This is a genomic window from Kitasatospora sp. NPDC004289 (assembly GCF_053602875.1).
The window spans coordinates 1-21,771 of the sequence record NZ_JBSGEL010000027.1 but is presented as its reverse complement, the minus strand read 5'-3'; the positions used below and the strand labels follow the sequence as shown (position 1 = coordinate 21,771).

At 70.0% G+C, this 21,771-nt stretch carries 17 protein-coding genes, 3 tRNA genes and 1 pseudogene; 4 read left to right on the top strand and 17 right to left on the bottom strand.

Annotated features, from left to right (window positions below):
- Window positions 1–22: 22 nt before the first annotated feature.
- The 11 genes from ACWEPF_RS19650 to ACWEPF_RS19600 all read right to left on the bottom strand — a co-directional run bounded on the left by ACWEPF_RS19650 (window position 23) and on the right by ACWEPF_RS19600 (window position 14,472).
- On the bottom strand, window positions 23–3,916 hold the full coding sequence (locus ACWEPF_RS19650; protein ID WP_345286280.1) for a DNA-directed RNA polymerase subunit beta': 3,894 nt from the start codon (window positions 3,914–3,916) through the stop codon (window positions 23–25).
- Window positions 3,917–4,017: 101 nt separating this feature from the next.
- Window positions 4,018–7,491 carry a DNA-directed RNA polymerase subunit beta gene (rpoB, locus tag ACWEPF_RS19645; protein WP_345286282.1) on the bottom strand — a complete coding sequence of 1,158 codons (3,474 nt, stop codon included), beginning with the start codon at window positions 7,489–7,491 and terminating at the stop codon, window positions 4,018–4,020.
- A gap of 602 nt (window positions 7,492–8,093) precedes the next feature.
- Window positions 8,094–8,477 (bottom strand): 50S ribosomal protein L7/L12, encoded by a 384-nt coding sequence (rplL, locus tag ACWEPF_RS19640; RefSeq protein ID WP_452173623.1) that lies wholly within the window; start codon window positions 8,475–8,477, stop codon window positions 8,094–8,096.
- An 87-nt stretch (window positions 8,478–8,564) separates the two neighbouring features.
- On the bottom strand, window positions 8,565–9,128 hold the full coding sequence (gene rplJ / locus ACWEPF_RS19635; protein ID WP_345286286.1) for a 50S ribosomal protein L10: 564 nt from the start codon (window positions 9,126–9,128) through the stop codon (window positions 8,565–8,567).
- Window positions 9,129–9,416: 288 nt separating this feature from the next.
- The gene (locus tag ACWEPF_RS19630) at window positions 9,417–10,235 is read right to left on the bottom strand and encodes a hypothetical protein (protein ID WP_452173587.1); all 819 of its coding nucleotides are present in this window, start codon (window positions 10,233–10,235) and stop codon (window positions 9,417–9,419) included.
- A 54-nt stretch (window positions 10,236–10,289) separates the two neighbouring features.
- Complete coding sequence (locus ACWEPF_RS19625) at window positions 10,290–11,252, bottom strand: hypothetical protein (protein WP_452173586.1); 963 nt, start codon at window positions 11,250–11,252, stop codon at window positions 10,290–10,292.
- 131 nt (window positions 11,253–11,383) lie between these two features.
- Window positions 11,384–12,106, bottom strand: a complete 723-nt coding sequence (gene rplA, locus ACWEPF_RS19620; RefSeq protein WP_345286292.1) for a 50S ribosomal protein L1 — start codon at window positions 12,104–12,106, stop codon at window positions 11,384–11,386.
- Window positions 12,107–12,182: 76 nt separating this feature from the next.
- A complete protein-coding gene (rplK, locus tag ACWEPF_RS19615; RefSeq protein ID WP_345286294.1) occupies window positions 12,183–12,617 on the bottom strand; it encodes a 50S ribosomal protein L11 in 435 nt (144 codons plus the stop codon).
- 162 nt (window positions 12,618–12,779) lie between these two features.
- On the bottom strand, window positions 12,780–13,712 hold the full coding sequence (nusG, locus tag ACWEPF_RS19610) for a transcription termination/antitermination protein NusG (protein ID WP_449798481.1): 933 nt from the start codon (window positions 13,710–13,712) through the stop codon (window positions 12,780–12,782).
- Window positions 13,713–13,909: 197 nt separating this feature from the next.
- Window positions 13,910–14,257: a preprotein translocase subunit SecE gene (secE, locus tag ACWEPF_RS19605; protein ID WP_380149372.1), complete on the bottom strand. Its 348-nt coding sequence runs from the start codon at window positions 14,255–14,257 to the stop codon at window positions 13,910–13,912.
- 142 nt (window positions 14,258–14,399) lie between these two features.
- A tRNA-Trp gene (locus ACWEPF_RS19600) sits at window positions 14,400–14,472 on the bottom strand.
- Window positions 14,473–14,713: 241 nt separating this feature from the next.
- Here ACWEPF_RS19600 and ACWEPF_RS19595 point away from each other — a divergent pair.
- Window positions 14,714–15,949, top strand: a complete 1,236-nt coding sequence (locus ACWEPF_RS19595) for a pyridoxal phosphate-dependent aminotransferase (protein WP_452173585.1) — start codon at window positions 14,714–14,716, stop codon at window positions 15,947–15,949.
- A 96-nt stretch (window positions 15,950–16,045) separates the two neighbouring features.
- A complete protein-coding gene (locus ACWEPF_RS19590) occupies window positions 16,046–17,074 on the top strand; it encodes an adenosine deaminase (RefSeq protein WP_452173584.1) in 1,029 nt (342 codons plus the stop codon).
- Between the two features lie 65 nt (window positions 17,075–17,139).
- Here ACWEPF_RS19590 and ACWEPF_RS19585 read toward each other — a convergent pair whose 3' ends face one another.
- From ACWEPF_RS19585 to ACWEPF_RS19560, 6 genes are all read right to left on the bottom strand, one after another.
- Entirely contained in the window at window positions 17,140–18,180 is a 1,041-nt protein-coding gene (locus ACWEPF_RS19585; protein WP_452173583.1) for a UDP-N-acetylmuramate dehydrogenase, read from the bottom strand.
- Between the two features lie 21 nt (window positions 18,181–18,201).
- Complete coding sequence (locus ACWEPF_RS19580; protein WP_345286305.1) at window positions 18,202–18,624, bottom strand: MaoC family dehydratase; 423 nt, start codon at window positions 18,622–18,624, stop codon at window positions 18,202–18,204.
- Between the two features lie 5 nt (window positions 18,625–18,629).
- The gene (locus ACWEPF_RS19575) at window positions 18,630–19,100 is read right to left on the bottom strand and encodes a MaoC family dehydratase N-terminal domain-containing protein (protein WP_345286306.1); all 471 of its coding nucleotides are present in this window, start codon (window positions 19,098–19,100) and stop codon (window positions 18,630–18,632) included.
- A gap of 139 nt (window positions 19,101–19,239) precedes the next feature.
- On the bottom strand, window positions 19,240–19,404 hold the full coding sequence (rpmG, locus tag ACWEPF_RS19570) for a 50S ribosomal protein L33 (RefSeq protein WP_014144273.1): 165 nt from the start codon (window positions 19,402–19,404) through the stop codon (window positions 19,240–19,242).
- An 82-nt stretch (window positions 19,405–19,486) separates the two neighbouring features.
- Window positions 19,487–19,559: transfer RNA gene (locus tag ACWEPF_RS19565), tRNA-Met, on the bottom strand.
- 46 nt (window positions 19,560–19,605) lie between these two features.
- A tRNA-Thr gene (locus ACWEPF_RS19560) sits at window positions 19,606–19,678 on the bottom strand.
- Between the two features lie 323 nt (window positions 19,679–20,001).
- Between ACWEPF_RS19560 and ACWEPF_RS19555 the strand changes: the two genes are divergently transcribed.
- Both ACWEPF_RS19555 and ACWEPF_RS19550 read left to right on the top strand, forming a co-directional pair.
- A complete protein-coding gene (locus tag ACWEPF_RS19555) occupies window positions 20,002–21,348 on the top strand; it encodes a hydrolase (RefSeq protein WP_452173582.1) in 1,347 nt (448 codons plus the stop codon).
- A gap of 319 nt (window positions 21,349–21,667) precedes the next feature.
- Window positions 21,668–21,771: pseudogene (locus tag ACWEPF_RS19550) on the top strand (superoxide dismutase); the annotation flags it as partial.

Below are 21,771 nucleotides of genomic sequence, written 5' to 3'. Positions count from 1 at the left end.
CCTGCGATCAGGTGACTGACTGTCAGCCCGTGTACGGGCCGTAGTCGTAGTCGTCCAGCGGAACGGCCTGGCCGGAGCCGGCGCCGAAGGGCGACAGGTCGTAGTCGTCGTAGCCGACGGCCGAGTACATGGCGGCCTTGGCCTCCTCGGTCGGCTCGACCCGGATGTTGCGGTAGCGGGGCAGACCCGTACCGGCCGGGATGAGCTTACCGAGGATGACGTTCTCCTTGAGGCCCAGCAGCGGGTCCGACTTGGCGTGGATCGCCGCGTCGGTGAGGACCCGGGTCGTCTCCTGGAAGGAGGCGGCCGACAGCCAGGACTCGGTGGCCAGCGAGGCCTTGGTGATACCCATCAGCTGCGGACGGCCGGAGGCGGGGTGACCGCCCTCGGAGACCACGCGACGGTTCTCCTGCTCGAAGCGGCCGCGCTCGACGAGCTCGCCCGGGAGCAGCTCGGCGTCGCCCGACTCGATGATCGTCACGCGGCGGAGCATCTGCCGGATGATGATCTCGATGTGCTTGTCGTGGATCGACACGCCCTGCGAGTTGTAGACCTTCTGGACCTCGGCCACCAGGTGGACCTGGACGGCACGCTGGCCCATGATGCGCAGGACGTCGTGCGGGTTGGTCGCACCGACGGTCAGCTTCTGGCCGACCTCGACCGCCTCGCCCTCGGAGACCAGCAGCTTGACGCGCTTGGAGACCGGGTAGGCGATCTCGTCGCTGCCGTCGTCGGGGGTGACGACCAGCTTGCGGGTCTTCTCGGTGTCCTCGACCCGGACCCGGCCCTGGGCCTCCGAGATCGGGGCGACACCCTTGGGGGTGCGCGCCTCGAAGAGCTCGACGACACGGGGCAGACCCTGGGTGATGTCGTCACCGGCCACACCACCGGTGTGGAAGGTACGCATCGTCAGCTGGGTGCCGGGCTCACCGATGGACTGGGCGGCGATGATGCCGACCGCCTCACCGATGTCGACCAGCTTGCCGGTGGCCAGCGAACGGCCGTAGCACATGGCGCAGGTGCCGACCGCCGACTCACAGGTGAGGATCGAGCGGGTCTTGACCTCGCCGATGCCGTGACGGATCAGCTCGTCGATCAGGACGTCGCCGAGGTCCGTGTTGGCGGTGGCCAGCAGCTTGCCGTCGACGGTGATGTCCTCGGCGAGCATGCGGGCGTAGACGCTGGTCTCGACGTCGTCCGTCTTGCGCAGCGAGCCGTCCTCGCCGCGGACGCCGATCGCCAGCTTGAGGCCGCGCTCGGTGCCGCAGTCCTCCTCGCGGATGATGACGTCCTGCGAGACGTCCACCAGACGACGGGTCAGGTAACCCGAGTCGGCGGTGCGCAGCGCGGTGTCGGCCAGACCCTTACGGGCACCGTGGGTGGAGATGAAGTACTCCAGCACGGACAGGCCCTCACGGAACGAGGCCTTGATGGGACGCGGGATGGTCTCGTTCTTCGCGTTCGACACCAGACCACGCATACCGGCGATCTGACGCATCTGCATCATGTTTCCACGAGCACCCGAGTCCACCATCATGAAGATGGGGTTGGTCTTCGGGAAGTTCGCGTTCATCGCCTCGGCGACCTCGTTGGTCGCGCGGGTCCAGATGCCGATGAGCTCGCTCTTGCGCTCCTCGTTGGTGATCAGGCCGCGCTCGTACTGGCGCTGCACCTTCTCGGCCTGGGCCTCGTAGCCCTCGAGGATCTGCGGCTTGCTCGGCGGGACGACGACGTCCGAGATCGAGACGGTGACGCCGGACCGGGTCGACCAGTGGAAGCCGGCCGACTTGAGGTTGTCCAGGGTCGCCGCGACGACGACCTTGGGGTAGCGCTCCGCCAGGTCGTTGACGATCGCGGAGAGCTGCTTCTTGCCCACCTCGTAGTCGACGAACGGGTAGTCCTCGGGCAGCAGCTCGTTGAAGAGCGCGCGGCCCAGGGTGGTGCTCAGGCGGAAGGACTCGCCCTCGAACCAGGAGGTCTGACCCTCCTCGTCCACCGGCGGGGTCCAGCCGCGCGGCGGCACGGTGCCGACCGGGAGGCGCAGGTCGATCGGGGCCTGGACGTCCAGCTCGCGGGCGTCGAAGGCCATGATCGCCTCGGCGGTGGAGGAGAAGGAGCGGCCACCGCCCTTCACCTCCTCGCGGTCCGAGGTGAGGAAGAACAGACCGAGCACCATGTCCTGGGTCGGCATGGTGACGGGGCGACCGTCGGCCGGCTTCAGGATGTTGTTCGAGGACAGCATCAGGATGCGGGCCTCGGCCTGCGCCTCCGCGGAGAGCGGCAGGTGGACGGCCATCTGGTCACCGTCGAAGTCCGCGTTGAACGCGGTGCAGACGAGCGGGTGGATCTGGATGGCCTTGCCCTCGACAAGCTGGGGCTCGAAGGCCTGGATGCCAAGGCGGTGCAGGGTGGGCGCACGGTTCAGCAGCACCGGGTGCTCGGCGATGACCTCTTCGAGGACGTCCCACACCACGGGGCGGGCGCGCTCGACCATGCGCTTGGCCGACTTGATGTTCTGCGCGTGGTTCAGGTCCACCAGGCGCTTCATCACGAACGGCTTGAAGAGCTCCAGCGCCATGGCCTTGGGCAGACCGCACTGGTGCAGCTTGAGCTGCGGGCCGACGACGATGACCGAACGGGCCGAGTAGTCGACGCGCTTGCCGAGCAGGTTCTGACGGAAACGACCCTGCTTGCCCTTGAGCATGTCGCTCAGGGACTTCAGCGGACGGTTGCCCGGGCCGGTGACCGGCCGGCCACGACGGCCGTTGTCGAACAGGGCGTCGACCGCCTCCTGGAGCATGCGCTTCTCGTTGTTCACGATGATCTCGGGCGCGCCGAGGTCGAGAAGCCGCTTCAGGCGGTTGTTGCGGTTGATGACGCGGCGGTACAGGTCGTTCAGGTCGGAGGTGGCGAAGCGGCCACCGTCGAGCTGGACCATCGGACGCAGGTCCGGCGGGATCACCGGGACGCAGTCCAGCACCATGCCGTTGGGCTTGTTGGTGGTCTGCAGGAAGGCGGAGACGACCTTGAGGCGCTTGAGCGCACGGGTCTTCTTCTGGCCCTTGCCGGTCCGGATGATCTCGCGCAGGCGCTCGGACTCCTCGGCCAGGTCGAAGGTCTCGAGGCGGTCCTTGAGGGCCGCCGCGCCCATCGAGCCGGAGAAGTAGGTGCCGAAGCGGTCGCGCAGCTCGCGGTAGAGCAGCTCGTCGCCCTCGAGGTCCTGGACCTTGAGGTTCTTGAAGCGGGCCCAGACCTCGTCGAGGCGGTCGATCTCGCGCTGCGCGCGGTCGCGCAGCTGCTTCATCTCGCGCTCGGCACCCTCGCGCACCTTGCGGCGCACGTCGGCCTTGGCACCCTCGGCCTCGAGCTCGGCGAGGTCGGTCTCGGCCTTCTTCGCGCGGTTCTCGAGGTCGGAGTCGCGACGGTTCTCGATCTGCTGGCGCTCGACGGAGACGTGCGCCTCCAGCGACGGCAGGTCGCGCTGACGGCGCTCGTCGTCGACCCAGGTGATCATGTAGGCGGCGAAGTAGATGACCTTCTCGAGGTCCTTCGGCGCCAGGTCCAGCAGGTAGCCCAGGCGGGACGGGACACCCTTGAAGTACCAGATGTGGGTGACCGGGGCGGCCAGCTCGATGTGGCCCATCCGCTCGCGGCGCACCTTGGCGCGGGTCACCTCGACGCCGCAGCGCTCACAGATGATGCCCTTGAAGCGGACGCGCTTGTACTTGCCGCAGTAGCACTCCCAGTCCCGGGTGGGGCCGAAGATCTTCTCGCAGAAGAGCCCGTCCTTTTCCGGCTTCAGGGTGCGGTAGTTGATGGTCTCCGGCTTCTTGACCTCGCCGTGGGACCACTGGCGGATGTCGTCGGCGGTGGCCAGGCCGATGCGGAGCTCGTCGAAGAAGTTGACGTCAAGCACTGGTCGTCAAGCCCTCTTTCGTGAATCGAGGTTCTGTCTGTTGGTCTGAGGGGGGCCTGGGGGCGGGCCGGCTGATGCAGCATCAGCCGGCCCGGCCTCAATCAGACCTCTTCGACGCTGCTCGGCTCGCGCCGGGACAGGTCAATGCCGAGCTCCTCGGCGGCGCGGAACACGTCCTCGTCGGAGTCACGCATCTCGATGGACGAGCCGTCCGAGGACAGCACCTCCACGTTGAGGCAGAGCGACTGCATTTCCTTGATGAGGACCTTGAAGGACTCGGGAATGCCGGGCTCGGGGATGTTCTCGCCCTTGACGATCGCCTCGTAGACCTTCACGCGGCCCAGGACGTCGTCGGACTTGATGGTGAGCAGCTCCTGCAGCGCGTAGGCCGCGCCGTACGCCTCGAGGGCCCACACCTCCATCTCACCGAATCGCTGACCACCGAACTGCGCCTTACCACCGAGCGGCTGCTGGGTGATCATCGAGTACGGACCGGTCGAACGGGCGTGCAGCTTGTCGTCGACCAGGTGGTGCAGCTTCAGGATGTACATGTAGCCGACCGACACCGGCATCGGGAACGGCTCGCCGGAGCGGCCGTCGAAGAGCCGGGCCTTACCGGTGGAGTTCACCAGGCGCTCACCGTCACGGGTGAGGGTGGTGTGGTCCAGCAGGCCGGTGATCTCGTCCTCGCGGGCGCCGTCGAAGACCGGGGTGGCGAGGTTGGTGCCGCCCTGGACGGTGTCGGCGCCGATCGCCTGCAGGCGCTGGGCCCACTCGTCGGCGAGGCCGGAGACGTCCCAACCCTGCTTGGCGAGCCACCCGAGGTGGATCTCCAGGACCTGTCCCGGGTTCATTCGGGACGGGACACCCAGCGGGTTGAGGATGATGTCGACCGGGGTGCCGTCCTCCAGGAACGGCATGTCCTCGACCGGCAGGATCTTCGAGATGACGCCCTTGTTGCCGTGACGGCCGGCGAGCTTGTCACCGTGGGTGATCTTGCGCTTCTGGGCGACGTAGACGCGGACCAGCTGGTTCACGCCCGGGGGAAGCTCGTCCCCCTCCTCGCGGTCGAAGACGCGGACGCCGATGACCTTGCCGGACTCGCCGTGCGGCACCTTCAGCGAGGTGTCGCGGACCTCACGGGCCTTCTCACCGAAGATCGCGCGGAGCAGGCGCTCCTCCGGGGTCAGCTCGGTCTCGCCCTTCGGGGTGACCTTGCCGACCAGGATGTCGCCGGTGACGACGTCCGCACCGATCCGGATGATGCCGCGCTCGTCGAGGTCGGCGAGGACCTCCTCGGAGACGTTCGGGATGTCCCGGGTGATCTCCTCGGGGCCGAGCTTGGTGTCACGGGCGTCGACCTCGTGCTCCTCGATGTGGATCGAGGAGAGGACGTCGTCCTGGACGAGGCGCTGCGACAGGATGATCGCGTCCTCGTAGTTGTGACCCTCCCACGACATGAACGCCACGAGCAGGTTCTTGCCGAGCGCCATCTCGCCCTGGTCGGTGCAGGGGCCGTCGGCCAGCACCTGGTTGACCTCGACGCGGGAGCCCTCGTCGACGAGCACCTTCTGGTTGAAGGAGGTGCCCTGGTTGGAGCGGGTGAACTTGGCGGCGCGGTACGTGTTGTACGTGCCGTCGTCGTTGGCCACGGTGACGTAGTCGGCCGAGACCTCCTGGACGACACCGGCCTTCTCGGCGGTGATCACGTCGGCGGCGTCGACGGCGCAGCGGTACTCCATGCCGGTGCCGACCACGGGTGCCTCGCTCTTCAGCAGCGGCACCGCCTGACGCATCATGTTGGAGCCCATGAGCGCGCGGTTGGCGTCGTCGTGCTCGAGGAACGGGATCATGGCGGTCGCGACCGACACCATCTGGCGCGGCGAGACGTCCATGTAGTCGATCTCGGAGCCCGGGATGTAGTCGATCTCGCCGCCGCGGCGGCGGACCAGGACACGCGGCTCGGCGAAGTGCAGGTCGTCCGTCAGCGGGGCGTTGGCCTGCGCGATGACGAAGCGGTCCTCCTCGTCGGCGGTCAGGTAGTCCACGGCCTCGGTGACGACACCGTCGACGACCTTGCGGTACGGGGTCTCGATGAAGCCGAAGGCGTTGACCCGGCCGTAGGACGCGAGCGAGCCGATCAGACCGATGTTCGGGCCTTCGGGGGTCTCGATCGGACACATGCGGCCGTAGTGCGAGGGGTGCACGTCACGGACCTCGAAGCCGGCCCGCTCACGGGACAGACCACCGGGGCCGAGCGCGGACAGACGACGCTTGTGGGTCAGGCCCGACAGCGGGTTCGTCTGGTCCATGAACTGCGACAGCTGGCTGGTGCCGAAGAACTCCTTGATGGAGGCGACGACCGGCCGGATGTTGATCAGGGTCTGCGGCGTGATCGCCTCGACGTCCTGGGTGGTCATGCGCTCGCGCACGACGCGCTCCATGCGGGCGAGACCCGTACGGACCTGGTTCTGGATCAGCTCGCCCACGTTGCGCAGGCGACGGTTGCCGAAGTGGTCGATGTCGTCGACCTCGACCACGATGTCGCGGCCCTCGTCGTCACGCCACTCGACCTCGCCGGCGTGCAGCTTCACCAGGTACTTGATCGCACCGATGATGTCGGGCTCGGTGAGGACGCCGGAGTCCAGGGACTCCGCGTTGCCCAGCTTGCGGTTCACCTTGTACCGGCCGACCTTCGCGAGGTCGTACCGCTTCGGGTTGAAGTACAGGTTCTCCAGCAGCGTCTGGGCGGCCTCGCGGGTCGGCGGCTCGCCGGGGCGCAGCTTGCGGTAGATGTCGAGGAGCGCGTCGTCCTGGCCCTGGGTGTGGTCCTTCTCCAGGGTGGCGCGCATCGACTCGTACTCGCCGAACTCCTCGAGAATCATCTCGTTGGTCCAGCCGAGGGCCTTCAGCAGCACGGTGACCGACTGCTTGCGCTTGCGGTCGATGCGGACACCGACCATGTCGCGCTTGTCGATCTCCATCTCCAGCCAGGCACCGCGGGAGGGGATGATCTTGCAGGAGTAGATGTCCTTGTCGGACACCTTGTCCAGGCTCGAGTCGAAGTAGACGCCCGGGGAGCGCACCAGCTGCGAGACCACGACACGCTCGGTGCCGTTGATCACGAAGGTGCCCTTGTGGGTCATGAGCGGGAAGTCGCCCATGAAGACCGTCTGAGACTTGATCTCACCGGTCTCGTTGTTGGTGAACTCGGCAGTGACGAAGAGCGGGGCCGCGAACGTGAAGTCGCGGTCCTTGCACTCGTCAATGGAGTTCTTCGGCGGCTCGAAACGGTGGTCGCGGAAGGTCAGCGACATCGACCCGCTGAAGTCCTCGATCGGGGAGATCTCCTCGAAGATCTCCTCCAGACCGGACTTGGTGGGGACGTCCTGACCGTTCTCCAACGCCTCCTCGACCCGCGACCTCCAGGCCGCGTTGCCGAGCAGCCAGTCGAAGCTCTCGGTCTGCAGGGCCAGGAGGTTGGGGACCTCGAGGGGCTCCTTGATCTTCGCGAACGAGACGCGGAGCGGGGCGGTGGATGCGGAATTGTTCGAGGCGTTGCGCGGCGCGGCCAAGAGGGGGGTCCTTCCGAGGGCTCGGAGCTCACTACGCGCGTACCGGCCGGGCCTTGCCGAGGCGGAAAACCCCAGGTCAGGACAGGGGCCACTCCGGGCGACGAGTCACGGAGCAGCTAACAGGCAGCGCAAAGGGACAGTGTAGCCAAAAGGCACACTGCTGACAAGCCCTGATTCGGAGACCGAATCGGAGACCCCTCTCCTACCACTCACCAATGGCCCGGACGCCCCGGGCCACCGCACCTCACGATGAGTCAGTTCCCGTCGGAGCCACGGAATATGCATCCGGAACCGCTCCGACCGCCTGGACCCACCACGCGGGGCGCGCCTTGAGAATCGCGCGCCCGGTGCGGTTCGTCAAGGGCCGCACCGGAGTGCGGACCTCACGCCGTACATCGTCCCAGCAGGCCACCGCGTTACAGACCCCGTGGCGGGCCCTCCGGAGACGACAGCGATCACCATACCCGGCCCCGCCGACAGTGGCCGAGCCCACAGTCGGCCAGGACGGTGAACGTCAGGTCCCCGGGAGTGCAAAAAAGGCCGGGCCGACCACCACAGGGGTGATCGGCCCGGCCTCGCGCCCTCTCAGGGAGGGCACTGAGTCACTTGACGGTGACCTTGGCGCCGGCGCCCTCGAGCTGGGCCTTGGCCTTCTCGGCAACGTCCTTGGCGACCTTCTCGAGAACCTTCGCACCGGCGGTGTCGACGAGGTCCTTGGCCTCCTTCAGGCCGAGGGAGGTGAGGGCGCGCACCTCCTTGATGACCTGGATCTTCTTGTCGCCGGCACCGTCGAGGATGACGTCGAACTCGTCCTGCTCCTCGACGGCCTCGGTGGCAGCCGGGCCACCGACGACGACAGCGGCGGCCGGGGCGGCAGCGGTGACGTCGAACTTCTCCTCGAAGGCCTTCACGAAGGCAGCGAGCTCGATGAGGGTGAGCTCCTCGAACTGCGCGAGCAGCTCGTCCTGGGTCAGCTTCGCCATGATTGGCGTCCTTCCACTAGTTCGGCAGGTAGGTGCCGTATGTACGGGTGAAGCGGGCACTGGCCCGCAGCGAGGCGTGAGCCTGCGGAATTACTCCGCGGCCTCGTCCTCAGCGGCGGGAGCCGGCGCGCCGGCACCGCCCTGCTCGACCTTGTCGCGAAGAGCGTCCACGGTGCGGACGAGCTTCGACGGCAGGGCCTGGAAGAGCGCGGCAGCCTGGGACTGCTTGGCCTTCAGGGCACCCGCGAACTTGGCGAGCAGCACCTCGCGGGACTCGAGGTCCGCGAGCTTCTTGATGTCATCGGCGGACAGCGCCTTGCCGTCAAGGACACCGCCCTTGATGATCAGAGCGGGGTTGTCCTTGGCGAAGTCACGCAGAGCCTTCGCCGACTCCACCGGGTCACCGGTGACGAAGGCGACGGCCGTCGGACCAGTGAACTGGTCGTCGAGCTCGGTGATCCCAGCCTCGTTGGCAGCGATCTTGGTCAGCGTGTTCTTCACCACGGCGTACTGGGCGTTCTCGCCCAGCGAGCGACGCAGGGTCTTGACCTGCTTCACCGAGAGACCGCGGTACTCGGTCAGCAGCGCGGCGCTGGAGGAACGGAACTTGTCCGTCAGCTCAGCGACGTCAGCAGCCTTGTCGGGCCTGGCCATAGGCTTACGCCTCCTTCCGTGATGTCGAAGTCAGGCCGACCATCGATCAGCCGACCATCCAAGCCTCGAACCACGGGTGACGAAAAAAGCCCCATGCGCAGGGGCATGGGGCTCGCAGACCTCGACGGCCCCGAAGGACCGGAAATCAAAGGCACCAGACACACCTGCGCGGGCCGCCCGCACGAAGCGGGACCTTCGGTGCCGACTCCCCCGAAAGGGAAACGGCGACAACCAGCGGTCTTTGGCAGGCTCTACCGTACCCGAGCCTTGCTTTCGGACCAAATCCGGTCAGGAGGCCAGTGGTGGCAAGGGTGCCGTGCCCATGTCCGCGGTGTCCGCCGCGTCCGGGGCCTGCACCGAGAGGGCGCCGCCCCAGTCCTGGTACGTCACGGTGTCGTTGCCCTGGCCGCCCGAGCGGTGCAGGCGGACCAGCTGGTCCTTGCCGTCCAGCCACAGGTCGAGGGTGACGTCCCCGCTGCCGAGCCCGGCCCGGAGCGCCTCCTGGCGGCCAGCCGGCAGCTGGGTCTGGGCGGCGGCGTACCGCTCGGCGCTCAGCACCACCCGGTAGTGCTGGACGGTGAGCTCGTCGACGGTCTCCTCGCCGACGAGCTGCGGACCCTCGGCCGCGACGGCGGCGGTGAGCGCCACCATCGGGTTGAGCCGGTCGACCAGGGCGGCGTACGGGATGTCCCGGGCAGCGCCCTGGGCCGCGTACTTCTCCCAGTGCCGGCCGGCGTTCCGCTCGGCGGTGGCCTGGTCGCCGCCCCGGTAGGCGGTGGTGTCGAGTATCACCAGCTGCTCGGAGCTGCCGGGGCGCTTCAGCCTGAGCACCGTCTTGGGGGCCCAGAACAGCACCCCGGTGGCGGACTCGTCGCCGAGCCGGGCGGAGTACCCGGCCCGGCGGGCGGTGTCCATCGCCAGCTGGGCGGAGAGCAGCACCCCGTGCGGGGAGCGGTCGGTGGGGCTCGGCAGGCCGGTCGGGGCCCGGCTGACGGAGGGGCTCGGGGTGGGCTTGCCGCCGCCCGAGCCGCCGGAGCCGCAGCCGGCCAGGCCGGTCAGCAGCAGGACGGCCAGTGCCGCGGCCGCGCTGCGCCGTGCCCTCGTCATCCCGTCACCCCGTCCTCGTGCCGCCGCTCCCCCGCCAACCTCTCACGCCGCGGGTCAGCCGCCGAAGCCCTTGAGCAGATCTGCGACCTCGAACACATCGGTGGCCGGCGGCGCGGCGACCTGCGGCGCCCGGCCCAGCTCGCCGTAACGGACCGTCATCTCCCCGGCCCGGGACGGGGTCAGGTCAGCGGCCCGGAGCTGGACCAGCTCGTTCCGGCCGTTGATCCAGAGGTCCAGCGCGCCCCCGTTGCGGCCCAGGTCGGCCAGGGCCTGGCGCTTCTGGTCCTCCGTCAGCCCGTTGACCAGCGCGTCGGCCACCCCGGTGGCGCGGAAGTGCACGGCCTCCTGGCCGTCCACCGACTCGACGCCGACCTTGGTCAGGCCCGGGCTGCCCGCGCCGGCGGCCAGCGCCACCGACGGGTCCAGCACCTTGGCCAGCACGACCAGCCCGCGGGCGTCCTCGCCGCCGGCCAGCACCTGGGTGCCGCCGGGCTTGGCGTTGGGGTCGACCTTCATCCAGGGCTTCCCGCCGACCAGCGCGGCGGTCTGCTCGGGGGCGCCGACCCAGACGGAGCCGCCGGTGGAGCGGAGCCGGGCCTGGGCGCCGTCCGGCTGGGCCAGCACCAGGTCGATGCCGCCCGGCTGGGCCCAGGCGAAGGAGCCGCCGCCGCCCTGGGCGACCGCGCCGGTGCCGACCGACAGCTTGGCGTTGCCGGCCTTGGCCATCACGCCGTTCGCCGCCAGCAGCACGTCCTTGGCGGCCCCGACCGGGGCCGGGACGGTGCCCGGGGCGGTGCCGCCGGAGCCCCCGGTACCGCCGCCCGCCGTCGGGCTCGCCGAGCCGGCGGCCTCCGAAGCGGCCCCCGAGGGAGCGGCGGAGCCGGTGGCACCGGCGGAAGCGGTGGTGGACGGCGCGGCCGTGGCGGCGCTCTTCGCGTCGCCGGAGCCGCCGGCCCCGCAGGCCGTCAGCCCGGCCACCAGCAGCGCGGCCAGGGCGGTCACCCGTATCGTGCGCATTCGTGGAACCCCCTACGTCCCGGATCTCGGTAGGCGGACTCTAGTCGACGCGGACACGCGGACGGGCCCGCACCCCCCGGTGAAGGGGAGTGCGGGCCCGTCGAACGCGGTTACCGCTGGAGCTCGGAGGCTCAGACGGCGGCCGGGTCCTCCTCGACGAGGAGGTTGCGGGTGCGGTTCGGGTCCACCTGGATGCCGGGGCCGATGGTGGTCGAGAACGCGGTCTTCTTGATGTAGCGGCCCTTGGCGGCGGCCGGCTTGGCCCGGAGGACCTCCTCGAGCGCGGCGGCGTAGTTCTCGACCAGCTGGTCATCGGAGAACGAGGTCTTGCCGATGATGAAGTGCAGGTTCGAGTGCTTGTCGACGCGGAACTCGATCTTGCCGCCCTTGATGTCGTTGACAGCCTTGGCGACATCGGGGGTGACGGTGCCGGTCTTCGGGTTCGGCATCAGGCCACGGGGACCGAGCACGCGGCCGAGGCGGCCGACCTTGCCCATGAGGTCCGGGGTGGCGACGACGGCGTCGAAGTCCAGCTTGCCCTTGGCGACCTCGTCGATCAGCTCGTCGGCACCGACGATGTCGGCGCCGGCAGCACGCGCGGCCTCGGCACGCTCGCCGGTCGCGAAGACCAGGACCCGAGCGGTCTTACCGGTGCCGTGCGGGAGGATCACGGTGCTGCGGACCATCTGGTCGGCCTTGCGCGGGTCGACGCCCAGACGCATGGCGACCTCAACGGTGCCGTCGAACTTGGAGGTGGAGGTCGCCTTGGCGAGGCGGACGGCCTCGAGGGGGGCGTAGATCTTGGTGCGGTCGACCTGGGCGTCCGCGGCCTTGAGGGCCTTGCTGCGCTTCACTGCTTCTCCTGAAAGTGATGGAGTTCGTGGTGTACGGGCCGCGCAGGCCCTACCACGGGGTGGACGAGAGGGGTGATCAGCCCTCGACGGTGATGCCCATCGACCGGGCGGTGCCGGCGATGATCTTCGACGCGGCGTCCAGGTCGTTGGCGTTCAGGTCGGGGAGCTTGACCGTGGCGATCTCGCGCACCTGAGCCGCGGTCAGCTTGGCGACCTTGGTCTTGTGCGGCTCGGCCGAGCCCTTGTCCACGCCGGCGGCCTTCAGGATGAGGCGCGCGGCCGGCGGCGTCTTCGTGATGAAGGTGAAGGTGCGGTCCTCGTAGACCGTGATCTCCACCGGCACGATCATGCCGCGCTGCGACTCGGTCGCGGCGTTGTAGGCCTTGCAGAACTCCATGATGTTCACGCCGTGCTGGCCCAGCGCGGGGCCGACCGGCGGGGCCGGGTTGGCCGCGCCGGCGTTGATCTGGAGCTTGATGAGCCCCGTGACCTTCTTCTTCTTGGGAGGCATGCTCTCCGGGTCCTTCCGAGAGTGGTTTGCTGGTGCGTCCGGCGGTCGGGGCGACACCCGTCCGGGTGGACACACATCGGACCAGGCTAACCGTTGTCGGCGCCTGGACCAAAACGAGTTCGGGGCGGGGCCGAAGCCCCGCCCCGAACTCGAAGCTCAGTGTCAGTTCTTCTGGATCTGGTCGAACGACAGCTCGACCGGGGTCTCGCGACCGAAGATCTCGACCAGGCCCTTGACCTTCTTCGAGTCCGGGTTGATCTCGTTGATGGTCGCCTGCAGGGTGGCGAACGGACCGTCGGTGACGGTGACCGAGTCGCCGACCTCGAAGTCGAGCACCTGGACCTCGACCGGACGGATCGGCGAGGCCTTGCCGGCCTCCTTGGCCGCCTGGCGCTCCACGTCGGGGGCGAGCATCTTGACGACCTCGTCCAGGGTCAGCGGGTACGGGTCGTAGGCGTTGCCGACGAAGCCGGTGACGCCGGGGGTGTTGCGCACGACGCCCCAGGACTCCGGGGTGAGGTCCATGCGGACCAGCACGTAGCCGGGGAGCTTGTTCTGCCGGATGGTCTTGCGGTCGCCGTTCTTGATCTGGACGACCTCCTCCTGCGGCACCTGCGAGTCGAAGATGTAGTCCTCGACGTTGAGCGAGACGGCGCGCTGCTCGAGGTTCTGCTTCACGCGGTTCTCGTAGCCGGCGTAGGTGTGGATGACGTACCACTCGCCCGGCGCGGTGCGCAGCTCCTCGCGGAAGGCGGCCACCGGGTCGACCTCGACCTCGGGCTCCTCGACCTCGGCCTCCGCCTCGGCGGCCTCGTCCTCGTCCTCGGCGTCGGAGCCGACGGCCTGGAGGGCGGCGGCGAAGGCGTCGTCCTCGTCGAGCTCGTCCTCGTCCACCTCGTGCACGGCGGCCTCCTCGGCGGGCTCGCCCGCCTCGGCCTCGTCCGCAGCCTCGACCTCGTCCTCGTCCGAGTCGACCGCGTCCACGATCTGCTCGGCGTCCTCGACGTCGGCAGCCTCGACGTCGGCGGCCTCGGCGGCGAGGTCATCCGCCTCGCGGACGGTCTCGTCGGCGTCGTACAGGGGGGAGTCAGACACGGTGGCTGCTTCTTTCCTGGAAGTGAGATGGAACGGCTCCGGGCCTTCCGGCGCCACGGCGGGCGCGCTGCGGGAACGACTCGGACCTCCAACAGTACCGAGTCAACGGTAGCGGGAACGCCCGGAGTGCGCCGACAGCTCGACCCGGACCGTCAGGACGGCCCGGGTCGGGGAGTGGAGCGGGAGGTGACGGCGGATCAGCCGAACACCCACAGGCTGAGCTTGGAGAAGCCGTAGTCGAGACCGGAGACGAGGCCCATCACCACGACCACGAAGACCACCACGACGATGGTGTACTGGGTCAGCTGGTTGCGGGAGGGCCAGACCACCTTGCGGAGCTCGGCGATGATCTGCCGGTAGAACAGCGCGGCGCGGGCGAAGACGCCCTTCTTGGCGCGCTTGCCGGCCTTCTTGTCGCCACCCTCGGCCTTCTTGGCGCGCTTGCGGTCGCGGCGCGACAGCGCCTCGTCGGCAGGCGTGGCCTCCGCGGCACCCTCGGGGTTGCCGCTCTCAGGCGTTGCGGTGGAGCCCGTGGTCTCCGTCACTCGTCCTCACCTGAATCCGGGTCCTGCCGAGCGTCGCGTCGCGGGTGCGGGCGATCCGGCGAATGCAGTGCTGAAAGGTGCCCTCTCCGCATCAAGCCCGCTCGCTCCAGTGGAGCGAACGGGCTGAGTACGGTTCAAGCAGCAGGGCAAGAGGGACTTGAACCCCCAACCGCCGGTTTTGGAGACCGGTGCTCTACCAATTGAGCTATTGCCCTACGGGGCCTTGTGGGCTCCGGAGATGTCTCACAACCTACCGCATCCTGGCCGCTGCGTTCACTACGCCTCGGTGTGGAGCTGCACTTCGGGAGCCATCGAGCAGTGAGTGTACGTGTTCCGGGCCGTCAGGTCGAACCCCATTCACCAAGGTGGGGCGCAAGCCGTACGCAATGCGGACCGATCGGTACGCATCCTGGACCCTCGTGCCCCCGGAGCACCCTCTCTGCGACGATGGCGGGCATGAGCGCTCCCACCCCCAGCAACCGCCCCTCGGACCGCCGTGTCTCCGCCCGGATCGGCGCCATCGCCGAGTCCGCCACCCTCGCGGTGGACGCCAAGGCGAAGGCCCTCAAGGCGGCCGGCCGCCCCGTGATCGGCTTCGGCGCCGGCGAGCCCGACTTCCCGACCCCGGACTACATCGTCGCGGCGGCCGTCGAGGCCTGCCAGGACCCGAAGAACCACCGCTACACCCCGGCCGGCGGTCTGCCGGAGCTCAAGGCCGCCATCGCCGCCAAGACGCTGCGCGACTCGCGGTACGAGGTGGACGCCTCCCAGGTGCTGGTCACCAACGGCGGCAAGCAGGCGATCTACGAGGCCTTCGCCGCGATCCTCGACCCGGGCGACGAGGTGATCATCCCGGCCCCGTACTGGACCACCTACCCCGAGGCCGTGAAGCTGGCCGGCGGCGTGCCGGTCGACGTCGTCTCCGACGAGACCACCGGCTACAAGGTCTCGGTGGAGCAGCTGGAGGCGGCCCGGACCGAGCAGACCAAGGTGGTCCTGTTCGTCTCGCCGTCCAACCCGACCGGCGCGGTCTACACCGAGGCCGAGGCCGAGGCGATCGGCCGCTGGGCGCTGGAGCACGGCCTCTGGGTGCTCACCGACGAGATCTACGAGCACCTGGTCTACGGCGACGCGACCTTCACCTCGCTGCCGGCCCTGCTGCCCGAGCTGGCCGACAAGTGCATCGTGGTCAACGGCGTGGCCAAGACCTACGCGATGACCGGCTGGCGGGTGGGCTGGCTGATCGGCCCCAAGGACGTCGTCAACGCGGCCGCCAACCTGCAGTCGCACGCCACCTCCAACGTCTCCAACGTGGCGCAGCGCGCCGCGCTGGCCGCCGTCTCGGGCGACCTGTCGGCCGTGGACGAGATGAAGGAGGCGTTCGACCGCCGCCGCAAGACCATCGTCCGGATGCTCAACGAGATCGAGGGCGTGTTCTGCCCCGAGCCCGAGGGCGCGTTCTACGCGTACCCCTCGGTCAAGGAGCTGCTGGGCAAGGAGATCCGCGGCAAGCGTCCGGCCACCTCCGCCGAGCTGGCCGCGCTGATCCTGGACGAGGCCGAGGTCGCGGTCGTCCCGGGCGAGGCCTTCGGCACCCCGGGCTACCTGCGCCTGTCGTACGCGCTCGGCGACGCCGACCTGGTCGAGGGCATCAGCCGGATGCAGAAGCTGCTGGGCGAGGCCCGCGACTGACGCTCCGTCACCCCGTGCGCACCGCCCCTTTCACTCCTTCGGAGGACGTGAGAGGGGCGGTTCCCGTTCGGGGGTGTCATGCGGCAGGATCGGTGAATGGATCAGCCTCGTGACGTACGGGCCCTGCCGAAGGCCCACCTGCACCTGCACTTCACCGGTTCGATGCGGCCCGCCACCCTGCTGGAGCTGGCCGAGAAGCACCGGGTCCGACTGCCGGAGGCGCTCAGCTCGGGCGAGCCGCCCCGGCTGCGGGCCACCGACGAGCGCGGGTGGTTCCGCTTCCAGCGGCTGTACGACACCGCGCGCTCGGTGCTGCGGGACGAGTCGGACATCCGGCGGCTGGTGCGGGAGACGGCCGAGGACGAGGCCCGGGACGGCTCGCGCTGGCTGGAGATCCAGGTCGATCCGACCTCGTACGCGCCGCGGCTCGGCGGGCTGATCCCCGCGCTGGAGCTGATCCTGGACGCCACCCGGGAGGCCTCCGCGGCCACCGGCGTCGGGATCCGGGTGCTGGTCGCGGCGAACCGGATGAAGTCCCCGATGGACGCCCGGACGCTGGCCCGCCTGGCCGTCCGGTACGCCGACCAGGGGGTGGTCGGCTTCGGGCTCTCCAACGACGAACGGCGCGGCCTGGCACGGGACTTCGACCGGGCCTTCACCATCGCCCGCAAGGGCGGCCTGCTGGCCGCCCCGCACGGCGGCGAGCTCTCCGGGCCGGAGTCGGTCCGGGACTGCCTGGACGACCTCGGGGCCGGCCGGATCGGGCACGGGGTGCGGGCCGCCGAGGACCCGCGGCTGATGCAGCGGCTGGCGGACCGTCAGGTGACCTGCGAGGTCTGCCCGTCCTCCAACGTCTCGCTCGGGGTCTACGAGGAGCCCGGGCTGGTGCCGCTGCGCACCCTCTTCGAGGCCGGGGTGCCGCTCGCGCTCGGCGCGGACGACCCGCTGCTGTTCGGCTCCCGGCTGGCCGCCCAGTACGACCTGGCGCGGGACGTGCACGGCTTCTCGGACGCCGAACTCGCCGAGCTGGCACGGCAGTCGATCAGGGGATCGGTCGCGCCGGAGGACGTCCGCAAGGTGCTGCTGGCGGACGTGGACGCCTGGCTGGCCGCGGACCCGGCGTGACCGACGGGCCGGCGGGCCGGCGGGCTGACGGGCTGACGGGCTGACGGGCTGACGGGCTGACGGGCCTACAGGCTGACGCCGACCATCACCGGCTCGTTCACCAGCTCCACCCCGAAGGCGGCCCGGACGCCGTCCCGGATCTCCCGGGCCAGCGCGAGCAGGTCCTCGGTGGAGGCGGCGCCCCGGTTGGTGAGGGCCAGGGTGTGCTTGGTGGAGAGGGTGGCGGGCCCGGAGCCGTAGCCCTTGCCGAAGCCGGCCCGGTCGATCAGCCAGGCCGCGGAGGTCTTGGTGCAGCCGTCCGGCGCGGGGTAGGCCGGGGCGGTGAGCTCCCCCAGTCGGGCCTGGAAGTCGGCGTACTGACCGGCCGTCAGGACCGGGTTGGTGAAGAAGGAGCCGGCCGACCAGGTGTCGTGGTCCGCCGGGTCGAGCACCATGCCCTTGCCGGCCCGCAGGCCGAGCACGGTCTCGTACGCCTGCCGCAGGCCGATCCGCTCGTCCTGGCCGACGCCGAGCGCCTTGGCGACCTCGGCGTAGCGGACGGGGGTGGAGAGGCCGCCGGCGTCCTCCAGCCGGAAGCGGACCCGCAGGACCACGTAGCGCTCCGGGTCGGCCTTGAAGCGGCTGTGCCGGTAGGAGAACGCGCAGTCGGCGTTGGCCAGGGTGACGGTCTCGCCGGCCCGGCGGTCGTACGCGACCACCTCGGTGATGCCGGTGGCCACCTCCTGGCCGTAGGCGCCGACGTTCTGCACCGGGGTGGCCCCGGCCGAGCCGGGGATGCCGGCCAGGAACTCGATCCCGGCCAGGCCGGCGTCCACGGTGCGGGCCACCGCCTCGGCCCAGACCTCGCCGGCGGCGAGCTCCAGCAGGGTGCCGTCCAGGGCGAAGCCGGTGGTGGCGATCCGCAGCACGGTGCCCTCGAAGCCGGCGTCGCCGATCACCAGGTTGGAGCCGCCGCCGATCACCAGCAGCGGCTCCCCGGTCTCGTCGGCCTTGCGGACGGTCTCGACCACCTCGGCGTCGGTGGTCGCGGTGACCAGCCGGCGGGCCGGGCCGCCGAGGCGCAGCGTGGTCAGCGGGGCGAGGGGGGCGTCCAGTTCAACGAGCACGCCCCCCAGCCTAGCCGCGGCTCACTTCAGCCTGACGACCGCGCGGGACATGCCGAGCACCTTGTTGTCGCCGTTCTTGGCGAGCAGGTCGACCCGGACCTTGTTGTCGTCCAGCAGTGCGGCCACCTTGGCGGACACCTCGATGGTGGTGCCGACGCCGTCGTTGGGGACGGGGACCGGCTTGGTGAAGCGGACGCCGTACTCGACCACCGCGCCCGGGTCGCCGACCCAGTCGGTGACCACCCGGATCGCCTCGGCCATGGTGAACATGCCGTGGGCGATGACGTCGGGGAGGCCGACCTCCAGGGCGAACTTCTCGTTCCAGTGGATCGGGTTGAAGTCGCCGGAGGCGCCCGCGTACTGGACCAGTGTGGCGCGGGTCACCGGGAAGGACTGGGCGGGCAGTTCGGTGCCGACCTCGACCGAGTCGTAGGTGATGCTCATCTCGTTCACTCCCCCTGCGCGGTGTCGGCGGTGTCGGCGGCGCGGGCGACGAGGGTCATGACCGCGGTGACCACGTGCTCGCCGCTCTCGTCGTGCACGGCGCCGCTGACGGTCAGCACGTCGTTGCCGGCCAGCGACTTGATGGCGTCGATCACGATGGCGACGCTCAGCCTGTCCCCCGCCTGCACCGGCCGGGAGTAGAGGAACTTCTGGTCCCCGTGCACCACCCGGCTGTAGTCCAGGCCGAGTTCCGGGTCGTTCACCACCTGGGCGGCCGCCTGGAAGGCGATCGCGAACGGGAAGGTGGGGGGCGCGATCACGTCCGGGTAGCCGAGCGCCTTCGCCGCCTCCACGTCGGTGTACGCCGGATTGGCGTCCCCGACCGCGACCGCGAACTCGCGGATCTTCTCGCGGCCGACCTCGTAGGGCGCGGTGGGCGGGTAGGTCCGCCCGATGAACGAGGGGTCGAGAGCCATGGGCCACTCCTCTGACGGTGGGTCACGCTGTGCAGTGGTACGGGAGATGCAGAAAAAGCTCCAGGCCGTGCCCCCTTGCGGGAGACACGGCCTGGAGCCAAGAGCCTGATCACACCAGGCCCGGTGACGCCCTACGGGGTCAGCGGGTCTCGCGGTGCGCGGTGTGCGAGTTGCAGCGAGGGCAGTGCTTCTTCAGCTCAAGACGGTCCGGGTCGTTACGCCGGTTCTTCTTGGTGATGTAGTTCCGCTCCTTGCACTCCACGCAGGCCAGCGTGATCTTCGGGCGGACGTCGGTGGCAGCCACGGGAGTGCCTTCCTTGGACAACGATTGATGACACGACAAGAGTAGCCGATCGGGAGTTGATCCCCCCGATCGACTACGCGGGTAGCGGTGACCGGACTTGAACCGGTGACACAGCGATTATGAGCCGCTTGCTCTACCAACTGAGCTACACCGCTGAGATGATCGAGCTTCGGATCCGGAGATCCTCTACTTCCTCACCAGAGCCCCCATGCGGAATCGAACCGCAGACCTTCTCCTTACCATGGAGACGCTCTACCGACTGAGCTATAGGGGCGAACGAGGAAGAGATTACACGTTTCCCGGCCAGAGGTGAAATCCGTTCCCCGACCGGAAGATCGCAGGTGGACGGCTCGTACGGGCACTCCCCCGCAGGACCGCCGTTCGATCGCGCCGTGGAACCCACGGAACGGCCGGCAGCCCCCCGGAGCCGCCGGCCGCGACCGTGCGACAGCGGCGACCACCGCGGCCGCGGCCCGACCCGATACGACTTATGCCAGCCTCCGAGCACCTCGCACCCGGGCCCCATAGGCTCGACGCTCACTGATCTTGCGGCTCCCGGACCGCCCGGCGGGCCGCCGGGCAACGAGGAGCCGGCCGATGACCGCGGACAGCGCACCCGCCGACGGGCCGCACCAGGGCGAGGAACCCGCACGCAGCGGCAACCCGCTGGGCCACGGCCCCGTCCTGCTGCTCACCAACGCCCGGCTGACCGACGGCCGACTGGTGGACGTGCGGATCAGCGGCGACCGGATCCAGGCCGTCGGCACCTGCGGCTCCCTGGGCCCGCTGCCCGCCCTGCCCGGCGCCCCGACCACCACCACCGGCGCCAAGATCGACCTCAGCGGCTACCTGCTGCTGCCCGCGCCCGCCGAACCGCACGCCCACTACGACGTCGCCTTCTCCGCCGCCCTGCAGACCCCGCCCCCGGAGACCCCGGCCGAGCTGGTCCGCCGGGTCACCGAGGCCGCGCTCACCGCACTCGGGTACGGCGCCACCGCGCAGCGCACCCACGTCCGGATCGGCGACGTGCACGGCCTGCGCCGGCTGGAGGCCGTGCTGACCGCCCGTCAGGCCCTGCGCGGACTGGCCGACCTCCAGGCAGTGGCCGTACCCCGCCTGCTCACCGGCCGGGCCGGGGCGGACGGCCGCGCCCAGCTGCGGGAGGCCCTCAAGCTCGGCGCCACCGCCGCCGGCGGCTGCCCCGACCTCGACCCGGACCCGGTCGGCTACGTCCAGGTGCTGCTGGAGGCCGCCCGGGAGGCCGACTGCCCCGTGGACCTGCACACGGCCGGCGCGGATCCGGCCCAACTCGCGCGGCTGGTGGCGGCGTTGGCGCCGCTTCGGCCGCGGGTGACGATCGGGCCGCTGTCCGCGATGGCGGTCGGCGGCACCTCGGGCGGGGCGGGCGGTTCGGGTGGGGCAGGCGGTTCGGGCGGGGCAGGCGGTTCGGGTGGTGGGGCCGCCGCCGCGCTGGCCGCGGCCGGGCTGCGGGTGGTCTGCCTCCCGCAGAACGGCCACTGCGTCGGACTGGAAGGGCCAGGCCATGCCCTCCGGGCTTCCCTGGTAAGGGAGTTGAGCGAGGCCGGGGTGATCCTCGCCGCCGGCGGCGGCGCCCTCCGGGACACCGGCAACCCGGTCGGCCGGGCCGACCCGCTGGAAGCCGCCTACCTGCTCGCGGGCGGGGGCGGGCTCAGCCCCGAGGCCGCGTACGAGGCGGTCTCCAACCAGGCCAGGATCGCGCTCGGGCTGCCGCCCGTCCGGGTGGACGCCGGTTTCCCGGCGGAGCTGCTGGCCGTTCGGGGCGACTCGGTGGCCGGGGTGCTGGCGGGCGGGCACAGCCGACTGGTGATCCACAGCGGGCGGGTGGTGTCGCGGACCAGCGCGGTGCGGGAGTTCGCCGACACGGTGGCACTGGCGCTCCCCCGGCAGAACACGCCCGGATAGCGGGGACGAGCCCCGCCGAGCTGCGGGCGGCCCCCTCAGGCGCCGGCCCGAGCCGGGCTCCGCCCTGCCCGTCGGCACCCGACGGCGTGGGTGGGGGTGGCCGGCCCGACGTCCCGGCGGTCGCCGGTTGGGAAGACGATCAGCTCTGACGGAGGACTCCCGGCGCGGTGGCCGAGACGCTTCAGCAGACGACTGACGGGCCCACCACCCCCACGACACACTCTCCTGGCTGGCAGATGTAATTGCAAGTCATACGCAATAGGCTGGCGACGGCACGCCGACACACCGTCAGCACAGCGAACTAGGAGCCCTTTTACCCATGGGTCAGTACACGCTCCCCGATCTTCCGTACGACTACTCGGCTCTGGAGAAGGCGATGTCCGCCGAGATCCTCGAGCTGCACCACTCCAAGCACCACGCCGC

Excerpts from the sequence above, each read along its gene's own strand:
- rplJ (WP_345286286.1), bottom strand. The coding sequence starts at position 9,128 with ATGGCCAGGCCCGACAAGGCTGCTGACGTCGCTGAGCTGACGGACAAG.
- ACWEPF_RS19630 (WP_452173587.1), bottom strand. The coding sequence starts at position 10,235 with ATGACGAGGGCACGGCGCAGCGCGGCCGCGGCACTGGCCGTCCTGCTG.
- ACWEPF_RS19625 (WP_452173586.1), bottom strand. The coding sequence starts at position 11,252 with ATGCGCACGATACGGGTGACCGCCCTGGCCGCGCTGCTGGTGGCCGGG.
- rplK (WP_345286294.1), bottom strand. The coding sequence starts at position 12,617 with ATGCCTCCCAAGAAGAAGAAGGTCACGGGGCTCATCAAGCTCCAGATC.
- ACWEPF_RS19595 (WP_452173585.1), top strand. The coding sequence starts at position 14,714 with ATGAGCGCTCCCACCCCCAGCAACCGCCCCTCGGACCGCCGTGTCTCC.
- ACWEPF_RS19590 (WP_452173584.1), top strand. The coding sequence starts at position 16,046 with ATGGATCAGCCTCGTGACGTACGGGCCCTGCCGAAGGCCCACCTGCAC.
- ACWEPF_RS19580 (WP_345286305.1), bottom strand. The coding sequence starts at position 18,624 with ATGAGCATCACCTACGACTCGGTCGAGGTCGGCACCGAACTGCCCGCC.
- ACWEPF_RS19575 (WP_345286306.1), bottom strand. The coding sequence starts at position 19,100 with ATGGCTCTCGACCCCTCGTTCATCGGGCGGACCTACCCGCCCACCGCG.
- ACWEPF_RS19555 (WP_452173582.1), top strand. The coding sequence starts at position 20,002 with ATGACCGCGGACAGCGCACCCGCCGACGGGCCGCACCAGGGCGAGGAA.